Origin of the sequence: Thermoleptolyngbya sp. M55_K2018_002 (assembly GCF_015295965.1) — a bacterium.
Lineage (GTDB): Bacteria > Cyanobacteriota > Cyanobacteriia > Elainellales > Elainellaceae > Thermoleptolyngbya > Thermoleptolyngbya sichuanensis.
In genome coordinates this window covers 1-9,591 of the sequence record NZ_DVEA01000373.1, presented here as the reverse complement: position 1 = coordinate 9,591, position 9,591 = coordinate 1, and the positions used below count along the sequence as shown (strand labels likewise).

At 56.0% G+C, this 9,591-nt stretch carries 9 protein-coding genes and 1 pseudogene; 6 read left to right on the top strand and 4 right to left on the bottom strand.

Annotated elements, in window-relative coordinates; translation table 11 throughout:
- Positions 1 to 2,159 (top strand): annotated as a pseudogene (locus IGS51_RS19300) (hypothetical protein); the annotation flags it as partial.
- A gap of 45 nt (positions 2,160 to 2,204) precedes the next feature.
- Positions 2,205 to 2,879 carry a DUF2301 domain-containing membrane protein gene (locus IGS51_RS19295; protein WP_297080419.1) on the top strand — a complete coding sequence of 225 codons (675 nt, stop codon included), beginning with the start codon at positions 2,205 to 2,207 and terminating at the stop codon, positions 2,877 to 2,879.
- 32 nt (positions 2,880 to 2,911) lie between these two features.
- On the opposite strand, the gene IGS51_RS19290 is transcribed toward IGS51_RS19295, so the two are convergent.
- Positions 2,912 to 3,808, bottom strand: a complete 897-nt coding sequence (locus IGS51_RS19290; RefSeq protein ID WP_297080418.1) for a polysaccharide lyase — start codon at positions 3,806 to 3,808, stop codon at positions 2,912 to 2,914.
- A 493-nt stretch (positions 3,809 to 4,301) separates the two neighbouring features.
- Here IGS51_RS19290 and hemB point away from each other — a divergent pair, with 493 nt between their 5' ends.
- Complete coding sequence (hemB, locus tag IGS51_RS19285; RefSeq protein WP_297080417.1) at positions 4,302 to 5,291, top strand: porphobilinogen synthase; 990 nt, start codon at positions 4,302 to 4,304, stop codon at positions 5,289 to 5,291.
- An 825-nt stretch (positions 5,292 to 6,116) separates the two neighbouring features.
- The gene (locus IGS51_RS19280; RefSeq protein ID WP_297080416.1) at positions 6,117 to 6,335 is read left to right on the top strand and encodes a hypothetical protein; all 219 of its coding nucleotides are present in this window, start codon (positions 6,117 to 6,119) and stop codon (positions 6,333 to 6,335) included.
- Between the two features lie 264 nt (positions 6,336 to 6,599).
- On the opposite strand, the gene IGS51_RS19275 is transcribed toward IGS51_RS19280, so the two are convergent.
- The 3 genes from IGS51_RS19275 to IGS51_RS19265 form a co-directional block, all read right to left on the bottom strand.
- Positions 6,600 to 7,373 carry an SDR family oxidoreductase gene (locus IGS51_RS19275; RefSeq protein WP_297080415.1) on the bottom strand — a complete coding sequence of 258 codons (774 nt, stop codon included), beginning with the start codon at positions 7,371 to 7,373 and terminating at the stop codon, positions 6,600 to 6,602.
- A gap of 79 nt (positions 7,374 to 7,452) precedes the next feature.
- Positions 7,453 to 8,160, bottom strand: a complete 708-nt coding sequence (gene rpe / locus IGS51_RS19270) for a ribulose-phosphate 3-epimerase (protein ID WP_297080414.1) — start codon at positions 8,158 to 8,160, stop codon at positions 7,453 to 7,455.
- A gap of 265 nt (positions 8,161 to 8,425) precedes the next feature.
- Complete coding sequence (locus IGS51_RS19265) at positions 8,426 to 8,866, bottom strand: ArsI/CadI family heavy metal resistance metalloenzyme (RefSeq protein WP_297080413.1); 441 nt, start codon at positions 8,864 to 8,866, stop codon at positions 8,426 to 8,428.
- Between the two features lie 160 nt (positions 8,867 to 9,026).
- Here IGS51_RS19265 and IGS51_RS19260 point away from each other — a divergent pair, with 160 nt between their 5' ends.
- A complete protein-coding gene (locus IGS51_RS19260; protein ID WP_367279382.1) occupies positions 9,027 to 9,383 on the top strand; it encodes an ArsR/SmtB family transcription factor in 357 nt (118 codons plus the stop codon).
- A partial coding sequence (locus tag IGS51_RS19255) for a hypothetical protein (protein WP_297080420.1) occupies positions 9,358 to 9,591 on the top strand: 234 nt, incomplete at its 3' end. The genes IGS51_RS19260 and IGS51_RS19255, both read left to right, overlap by 26 nt.

Genomic DNA, 9,591 nt, shown 5'->3' with positions numbered 1-9,591 from the left:
GCGTCCGAACGACTGACAGTGGCAACCTCTTCTTCGAGCAGTCGTTCACGATTACTATCAACGATTTGCCAGAAGGACCGCCACCGCCCGTCAATCAAGCACCCACGGCGATCGCCCTTAGCGCCACCAGCGTTAACGAAAACGTCCCGGTCGGAACAGCGGTTGGCACGTTTTCAACCACTGATCCGAACACAGGCGACACGCATACCTACACGCTGGTTTCTGGCACAGGAGACACCGACAACGCCAGCTTTACGATTGTCGGCAATCAGCTTCGACTCGCTATTTCGCCCGACTTTGAAACGAAAAATAGCTACTCGATTCGCGTCCGCACCACCGACAGCGGCAACCTGTTCTTTGAGCAGTCGTTCACCATCACGATCAACGACCTGCCAGAGCTTCCACCTGTTGTAAACCAACCGCCCACAGATATTGCCCTCAGCAGCCTCAGCGTCCTGGAAAATGTTCCACCTAACACAATCATCGGCACGTTCGACAGTTCCGACCCCGACCATTCCAGCGGGTTCACTTACACCCTGGTCAGCGGTGCAGGCAGCACAGACAACGCTACGTTTCTAATCGAGGGCGATCGCCTCCGCATTCGGTCTTCGCCCGACTTTGAAACAAAACGCTCCTACAGCATCCGCGTCCGCACCACCGACCCCAGCGGCGGCAGCTTTGAAAAAGTATTTATCATCAGCGTGCTGGATGTGGATGAAACGCCACCCAATGTTTCAGCCTCAATCGTGGTTGACCTAAATGGCACGGCTGCGGGAATCGACTTCAGCATTGGTGCGCCAACGGTTGCGTCGATCAAAGTTGCCGCGCCAAACGCCACTATCACCAAAACCAGCCCCACTAACCTGACCCAGCTCGTGGTCAACCTGACCAATCCAATTAATGGAGCCAGCGAGCGCCTGATCGCCGATGTCAGCGGCACTAACCTGCGAACCAACTATGATCCCACGGGCGTACTCACGATCTGGGGCAGCGCTCCTGCTTCGGTCTATCAGCAAGTTTTACGCACCGTCACCTACGAAAACTCGGCGGCTGTTCCCAACACATCGACTCGGACGATTTTTGCCGCTGCCTCCGACGGGCAAACCTTTAGCCCCATTGCCCGCACCACGCTGAATTTTGTGGGGCTGCGGCAGGTCGATGGCACGAATGGGGACGATGTGCTGGTGACCACGCCAAACACCGACCTGCTTTCGGGCCGAGCCGGAAATGATATCGTCCGGTCTACACTGGCGAACTTGCGGCAGCAGGACGTGATTCGCGGTGGGCCGGGGGTGGATACCTTTGTGCTGACGGATGGCACGGGCACGATCACCGTCAATGTCGGGAATTTCAATAGCCAGCTTCCTGACGTTTCTCCGGGTACGCTGGTCACCGAGTTTGAAGTCTTTGATCTGAGCGGGTTCCGGGGCAATGCGCTGATGATTGGCGCAGATAATTTTGATGATTATCTGGTGGGCGGCATTGGCAATGACACGCTGAATGGCGGCACGGGCAACAATACGCTCATTGGCGGACTGGGCAATGATGTCTACATTGTCAGGAGTCCAGCGGACACGATTGTTGAACGCCCCAACGAAGGCAACGATACGGTGCAAGCCGCCGTGAACTATACGCTGCCGGATCACGTTGAGAATTTGGTGCTGATTGATAACGCCAGAACCGGCACGGGCAACGCGCAGAACAACCGCATCACGGGTAACGCGCTGAGAAATCTGCTGCGAGGCGGCGCGGGGAACGATACGCTGCTGGGGCTGGCCGGTGCGGATACCCTGCTGGGAGAGGAAGGCAACGACCTGCTGGATGGTGGTCGTGGCCGGAATATCCTGACAGGCGGACAGGGGCGAGATACATTTGTGTTTGGCGTGGGCAGGGGGCTGGGTCGCAGCATCGTGACAGACTTCAATCTGCGTCAAGATCGGATTCTGGTGCGGGGGACGGGGCTATCGGCCGGACGAATCGATGCCGCCCAGTTTATTCGGGGGACAAGCGCCCGTCGCCAGAGCGATCGCTTCATTTACGATGCCGCCACGGGTCGCCTGTTCTTTGACCCCGACGGCACGGGCAACCAGCGTCAGGTGTTGATTGGCACGCTGAGCAATCGACCGTCGCTGGGCGCAGGGAATATTATTGTGGGGTAGGTTTGCATAGCCCATCGCATTCGCATTATGGAGCGAGGTATAGCCATGACCCACACCCTTGCTGAGCCGGAGGTTTATCAGGGACAGTTTGGTGAGTTCACGATTACGAAGGGCGATCGCCTGGGGGTCGTCCTGTATCGGGCGGCGCTGATGGTAGCGGCGCTATGTTTTGCAGCAGGCACAGGGCTGGTGCTGGGGCGCGGCGATGACCCGACGGTGCTGCGGTGGCTGAGTCCGCTGTATACGCTGTTTTCGCTGGCGCTGGGCGCGAGTCTGCTGCTGATTCACATTTACATGAAGCCGCTGCATCGGGCGCTTCAGGCGTTTTGGCTGGTGGGGGCGATCGCGGCGATCGCCGTTGCCCACCTGTATCCAGAGCCATTCGTGCAGTCGGTCTATCTGCATCCGCAAACCCTTCTGGGCGTGGGGTTTACCTTTGCTGCGCTGACGGGCATTTTCTTCAAAGAAGCGTTTTGCTTTAACCGTCTGGAAACGAAACTGCTCACGCCCCTAGTGCCGCTGCTGCTGCTGGGTCACCTGGCGGGGGTATTGTCACCGGGCATCGAGAGCAAGCTGCTATTGGTTTGGGCGATCCTGATGGTAATCTTTGCGGCTCGGAAGTGTGTCCAGGCAATCCCGCCGGATATCGGCGACAAGAGCGTGTTTGAATACCTCCGGCGGGAAAGCCAGGTCGCTAAATCAGCTCAATCAGCCGATTAAGTAAGCTCACCCATAAGCTGAATCGGGTGCGCCTAAGGAACTGAGTAGACGACAAAATCCGCAAAATCGGCATGAACCGAGCGCGGCGTTGCCCAGGAGGGGTCTTCTCCACCAAAGAAGGTAGAAAACAGGATGCCGTCGATCTGAAGCTGTGGCACAGTGCGGAACGTCACACCCCGCTGATCCAAAACCTGACGGCCGTTGAACCAAACGCGGATGCGACCATTCGCCTGACCGGGCGTATTTAGCGTCACTTCCTGATCAATGCGATGCCAAACGCCCGTGCTAAAGCGCCAGTTGCCCCGCCCAATCGAGGTGCCATAGCCCCGGCTGGTTGGCAAATAGGCATAGACTTCCCCCGCGCCGTTTTGCCGCCACATAAATCGGGTTGAGAACCCATCGGTGCCATTGGGAATATTACCGCCCGTGTTGCCAGCACCACCGTAGAGTCCAGGCAGTTTGCCGCCGCGCACAAAGCTGAAATTGCTGGAAAACCGCACAGCATAGCTGAGCCGCACTGCTTCCTGGGGGCCAATGGGCAGGCGAGCGAAGAACTGGCTGCCGCCCAGGGGCACGTTATATCGGCTCACGGCTCCGGGGCTGATTGAACCCTGGGGATAGCGGACGCGCAAGAACAGGGGATGAGTACCGCCCCGTTCGCTTGCGATCTGTCGATTTTGCGGGCCAAAGCCGCCGCGCGTCTGCACGCCCCAGCGCTGTTCCCAGCCTTGTCCAAAGTTGCCGCGCCACAAAACTCGCGATTGAGTGGTTGCACGGCTGAGCAAAGTAGGGTGGGAGGATTCTGCTGGCGGTGCAACGTCAGTGAGATTGGCTGCACCAGAAACCGCAAGCGGCGTGTATGAGCAGCTTGTGGCCGCCGCCAGCAGGGCGATCGCCCACCGTGGAAATCTTGCCTGAACTTGGGTCATGGTTCATCAATCTAGCAACGACTTTCATTTAAGAAGTTGAGTAGGGTCAGCGGCCAGGCGCGGACGCTCAACTTCTCGAACTCTTTTACAAATGATTTGAAATCTTTACAGGCAAGTTTCTGTGAAGATGTGAGAGAAGACGTGGAGGCTCTGGGGTTCAGGAGGGATCGATTCTCGATTTTGAATTTGCGGTTTTGGCTTGCCAGTCAAGGGTCTGCGAGGCTTTCCGCAGTTTCCCCTGTAGCGTCGCTCAGGAGAATTGATAACAGAACTCGAAACTCTCGCAGTTCCAAGCCCCCTCGCGCCTGCATTGCAGAGCAACAATCCTTAACTCCCGCCACCGTAAGCTTTTACAGTTTGTAACGTTTGCATTGAGCCGGGGGGCCAACCCACGCCGTAGACTTGATGAATGTATGGCACTTGACTTCTGGCTGTGCCTGCTTCCAGCCCTATATCAGCTTCATCCTTCATACACAGGTCTTTTTTAAGAACTATGTTTCCCATTCAGCGTCCTCGTCGTCTCCGCAGTCATCCCCAGTTGCGCCGCATGGTCAGCGAAACGGTGCTGAACACCAGCGACCTGATCTATCCGCTGTTTGCGGTGCCGGGAGAGGGAATTGCAACCGAGGTGCGGTCGATGCCGGGGGTGTACCAACTGTCGATCGACAAAATCGTAGAGGAAGCAAAAGAAGTCTACGACTTGGGCATTCCTGCCATCATTCTGTTTGGCATTCCCGCCGACAAGGACACCGACGCGACGGGGGCGTGGCACGATCACGGCATTGTGCAACTGGCGGCAACGGCGGTAAAGGAAGCCGTGCCTGACCTGATTGTGATTGTCGATACCTGCCTGTGTGAATACACCTCCCACGGGCATTGCGGCTATCTGGAGGTGGGCGACCTGACGGGGCGCGTGCTGAACGACCCAACCCTGGAGCTACTCAAGAAAACCGCCGTCTCGCAGGCAAAGGCGGGGGCGGATATCATCGCGCCGTCGGGGATGATGGACGGCTTTGTCAAGGCGATCCGCGAGGGGCTAGACGAAGGCGGGTTTCAAGATATTCCGATTCTGTCCTACGCGGCGAAGTATGCGTCGGCGTATTATGGCCCGTTCCGCGATGCGGCCGAGTCGGCTCCGCAATTTGGCGATCGCCGCACCTATCAGATGGATCCTGGCAATCGCCGCGAAGCCTTGAAGGAAATTGAGCTAGACATTGCCGAAGGGGCAGATATGCTGATGGTCAAACCTGCGCTGTCCTATATGGACATCATCTGGCAGGTCAAGCAGGCATCCAACCTGCCTGTCGCGGCGTATAACGTTTCAGGCGAGTACGCTATGATCAAGGCAGCGGCTCTCAACGGCTGGATTGACGAGCAGCGCGTCGTTTTGGAAACGCTCACGAGTTTTAAGCGTGCTGGGGCAGATTTAATTCTGACTTACCACGCGAAAGATGCCGCCCGCTGGCTGGCTTCTGGCTCGTAGCGTCTGCCCTTTAACCATTCACCTTCCCAATCCTGACCTTCCTGGCCCTCTACCCAGGTGGCTCTAGCACGGGTTTTCTTCGGCATCATCGCTCGGCTTTTGTTACGGTTCGACGTTTGCTTCGGAGGCTTGAAAGCTGGGGTGCTTCGCTTTGCCAGGGTGCCAGTTTAGTTCAGATATCGTTTAGGTCTGAATAGGCGCTTTAAGCGCTGATTTTCGGCATTTAGTTCAGCAGGATTTCAAGTAGGCGCTTGTTTTCGTGAAGTAGGCGCAGGAATACTTGTAATCCTGACTAGATGACCTAGAATTGATAATATTCTGTAGGCATAAAACTCTAGGTGGACAGAATCTTAACTGTCCTATCTGCTGATCAAGGGCATAAGTTTGCCAGGACGCAGAGGAGATTTTGAGTAGCCTGTAGATGTTGCCTTGCAGAGCGATCGCCACAAGCCCCCTGTATCGACGGGCGATCGCACAATTTGCTCTCAGCCCAAGCCTCTACGGTTGATTTTTACTACTTTTTCCTGATGGATGGAAACTCCCTTGGTAGGGAGGATTTTAGGAATTCCATCCTTTTGTCTGCTTTTCAGCCAGACTTGTCTTCAGCTAAAAGGTAGCAAGCAGAAGGTGGCAAGCAGAAGGTGGCAAGGCGATCAAAACCGCATCTACAATTCATCGGTTCGAGAATTGCTGCTCACAGATGATGATCACAAATTGCTGAATCACAAATTGCTGAACTGATGTAGAAACGGGTCTTTTCAGAAACTGGTCTTTCATTCTTTTACAGGTCGCGGCTCTGAGACGCTGCGTGTTCTTTGTTGATTTATGAAATACACGATTACTCACACTGGAACGGACTGGTTGCTGAAAATCTGGGAACCCGCACCCATTGGCGGCGGGCGAGAGTTGCCGTTTCTTTACAAAATCAAGCTGCGGTTTAACTCTGAGAAAGAAGCGTTGGTGGTGCTTGACCACTACAAGATGCTCTACTCAGGCACGAGCCATCTAGAGATGTCAGACATGGGGGCGCTGATGGCCGTCTAGATTGACTAGATTAATTGTGCCCAGATTAATTGGGTTTATAAACGGTGAGCGGCAATTCCCAAGATTCCCAAAAAGATTGCCTTGAGAAAGATTGCTTAAGGACTGCTCTAGAAACTGCTCTAGCAATCGCTCTCACTTCTTCTTTCCTGAAACGCTTGACTCATCCGAACACAATCCGCAAAGAAGTCAGTCCCCTTTTGCAAAGTTTCTGCCAAGCTCTTTGTTCGGTTCTGCGATTACAGGGTTTCTCTCTTGCGTAGGTTCCTACGGGCGGCGATGGGCCATTGTGGTACTCGCCTGAGCTACAGGCATGAGAATTACGTCGTTGATATTGACATGGGCAGGGCGCGTGGCACAGTACAGCACTACATCGGCAATGTCCTCCGCTGTTAGCGGTGTAAGCCCTTGGTATACCTTGCGAGCGCGATCGCCATCTCCATGAAACCGCACCTCGCTAAACTCAGTTTCCACCATGCCCGGATCAACCGAGGTAATTCGCACAGCGGTTCCCAATAAATCCAGCTTGAGGCACTCCGTCAGGCTTTTGACGGCGGCCTTCGTGGCACAATACACATTGCCGCCGGGATAGGGCTGGTGTCCGGCGATGGAGCCAATGTTGATCACATGGCCGCGATCGCGCTGCACCATGCCAGGGAGAATCGCCCGCGTGACGTAGAGCAACCCCTTCACATTGGTATCGATCATTTCTTCCCAGTCTTGCACCTGGCCTTCGTGGAGCTTGTCTAGCCCCCGGCTTAGCCCTGCATTGTTCACCAAAATATCGACCGCCGCCCAGTCTTTGGGCAGTGCGCTCAGCGTAGACTCGACCCTGGGGCGATCGCCCACATCCAGTTGCAGCAGCAGCGTCTCTGTTCCAAACTTGGCTCTGAGCGCAGCCGCCCTCTCCTCCAGCCGCTCCAGTCGCCGCGCCGCCAGAATGAGCCGCGCCCCCGCCTCTGCAAAAAAATGGGCACAAGCCGCGCCAATGCCGCTGCTTGCACCCGTAATCAGAACAATTTGGTTTTGAATAGAAGCCATTGGAGGAGTCAGGTTTTAGGAATCCGGATTCATCCTATCACCCGCCCCGGTTTTCTCTGGCTCAAACCCTGACCCAATCCTAAGCCGTTGCCAGGGCAGGCTCCGGGCGCTTGCTGTGGCGAATGCCCTCGATGGCTTCGGCATAGTCCTTTGCGCCAAAGACCGCAGACCCGGCCACAATTGCGTTTGCGCCTGCTTCCAGCACTTGCCAGGTGTTGTTCACCTTCAGTCCACCATCGACTTCGATCCAGGGGTCGAGACCACGCTCGGCACACATTTCACGCAGCTTGCGGATCTTGGGCAGCACCGCCGGAATGAAGCTCTGGCCGCCAAAACCGGGGTTGACGCTCATAATCAGCACCAGGTCACACACCTCCAACACATACTCAATCAGGGTCAGCGGCGTAGACGGATTCAGCACGACTCCGGCCTGCTTGCCCAGTTCCTTGATCTGGCAGAGGGTGCGGTGCAGGTGGGGAGAGGCGTTGTGTTCGGCATGGACGGAAATGATGTCGGCTCCGGCTTTGGCGAAGTCTGCCACGTATTTTTCTGGCTCCACAATCATCAGATGCACGTCCAGCGGCTTTTGGGTATAGGGGCGAATCGCGTCTACGATCAGCGGGCCGATGGTGATATTGGGGACGAAGCGACCATCCATCACGTCTACGTGAATCCAGTCGGCTCCGGCCTGGTCAACCGCCTTGATTTCGTCACCCAGGCGGCTAAAGTCGGCAGACAGAATCGACGGAGCAATGACGGTAGACTTTTGTGAGGTAGGCAGGGTCATGGCGGCGGGTTCTCCTGGGTTTGATTTGGTATTAATTTTAACAAAGCTCATCCATCAGTCCAGACCCTTTGCAAGGCAGTCTAGAGCCAATCCTTAAGGCTTTATAAAAAGCTATCTACAAGAAGCTTTATACAAAATGGGGAGTCGCGCAACTGCTCATTGAGAAATTTGCCGTTCAAACTGGCTGTTCAGCGTCCACCTGGTTTTGAATTCTGACAGATGCTTTTGAATAAAGCCTGAGAAAACGCCCTGAAAAACGCGGAGGCTAACTCTTGCACATGGCGCAGTCTTGGGGAGCGGTTGCCGTTGGCGTGGGGTGCAGCCCTCCGGTTGGCGGCACGGGCGAATCTGCCAGGACGGTGTAGATTTCCCACGGTGCGCCGTCGGGGTCGTGAACCCAAACCTTATCTTGCAACGCATAGCAGCAGTTGGTTTGCGATTCGGGTACGGTGGCCAGGTCGAGATGCGCGAGGCGATCGCCCGCCGTCCTCACCTCCTCCGACGTTTCCACCTCCACACCCAGATGGTTGAGCCGTCCGGTAGCGTTGGGATTTTCGATCAGCACCAGCTTCAGCGGCGGCTGGGCGATCGCAAAGTTGGCATAGCCGGGCCGTCGCTTGGCAGGCTCCACACCAAATAGCTTGCTATAAAACACAACGGCTTCATCAATATTGCTCACATTCAGCGCCAGTTGTACGCGAGACATGGGGATTCTCCTGAGTGGAAGTTGGCATCAGTCATTCAATCTTGGCAGTCATTCAATCTTGGCAGTCATCAATATTGACAGCCGTTCATATTGACGACCATCAATATCGACACTCATCAATATGCTGGCACTCTATATCGATGAGTGTCAATATGAAAATATGAATTTACCTAAATCTGCTCCGCCAACTGCCGTGTCAACCTGCTGCACTCCGCTGCTGGCAGGCGCATTACCGCCCGAAGACGCGGCCCGGCTTGCTGCCCTGTTTCGCGTGTTGGGCGAACCGGCCCGTCTGCAACTGCTCAGCCTGATCGCAGCCCAACCGGGTCAGGAAGCCTGCGTCTGCGAATTGACCGAGCCGCTGGGTCTGTCGCAGCCGACCATCAGCCACCACCTCAAGGTGATGTACGAAGCAGGACTGTTGCAAAAAGAGCGGCGCGGCAACTGGATCTATTACCGACTGGTGGGCGATCGCCTCGAACAGTTGCGCGTTGCCCTGGCCAGCCCAGCCCGCTGAACCCACTGCCCGCAGGCCCCGTGCGATGATGCTGAGCGAACCCATTACCACGCTGACCGACTATGCGATCGCCCTGGAATGCCTGATCTTTGCGGTCTGCTTGCTGAAACAGGCAGCACCCTCCAAGCCTGCAAAGGGATGGATACTGGCCTTTGGCAGCACAGCGCTGGCTGCGGCCCTGGGCGGCACGCTGCACGGGTGGGTCGCC

What these genes read in the sequence shown, in the direction of transcription:
- IGS51_RS19295 (WP_297080419.1), top strand. Translation starts at nt 2,205, where the DNA reads ATGACCCACACCCTTGCTGAGCCGGAGGTTTATCAGGGACAGTTTGGT.
- IGS51_RS19290 (WP_297080418.1), bottom strand. Translation starts at nt 3,808, where the DNA reads ATGACCCAAGTTCAGGCAAGATTTCCACGGTGGGCGATCGCCCTGCTG.
- hemB (WP_297080417.1), top strand. Translation starts at nt 4,302, where the DNA reads ATGTTTCCCATTCAGCGTCCTCGTCGTCTCCGCAGTCATCCCCAGTTG.
- IGS51_RS19280 (WP_297080416.1), top strand. Translation starts at nt 6,117, where the DNA reads ATGAAATACACGATTACTCACACTGGAACGGACTGGTTGCTGAAAATC.
- IGS51_RS19275 (WP_297080415.1), bottom strand. Translation starts at nt 7,373, where the DNA reads ATGGCTTCTATTCAAAACCAAATTGTTCTGATTACGGGTGCAAGCAGC.
- rpe (WP_297080414.1), bottom strand. Translation starts at nt 8,160, where the DNA reads ATGACCCTGCCTACCTCACAAAAGTCTACCGTCATTGCTCCGTCGATT.
- IGS51_RS19265 (WP_297080413.1), bottom strand. Translation starts at nt 8,866, where the DNA reads ATGTCTCGCGTACAACTGGCGCTGAATGTGAGCAATATTGATGAAGCC.
- IGS51_RS19260 (WP_367279382.1), top strand. Translation starts at nt 9,027, where the DNA reads ATGAATTTACCTAAATCTGCTCCGCCAACTGCCGTGTCAACCTGCTGC.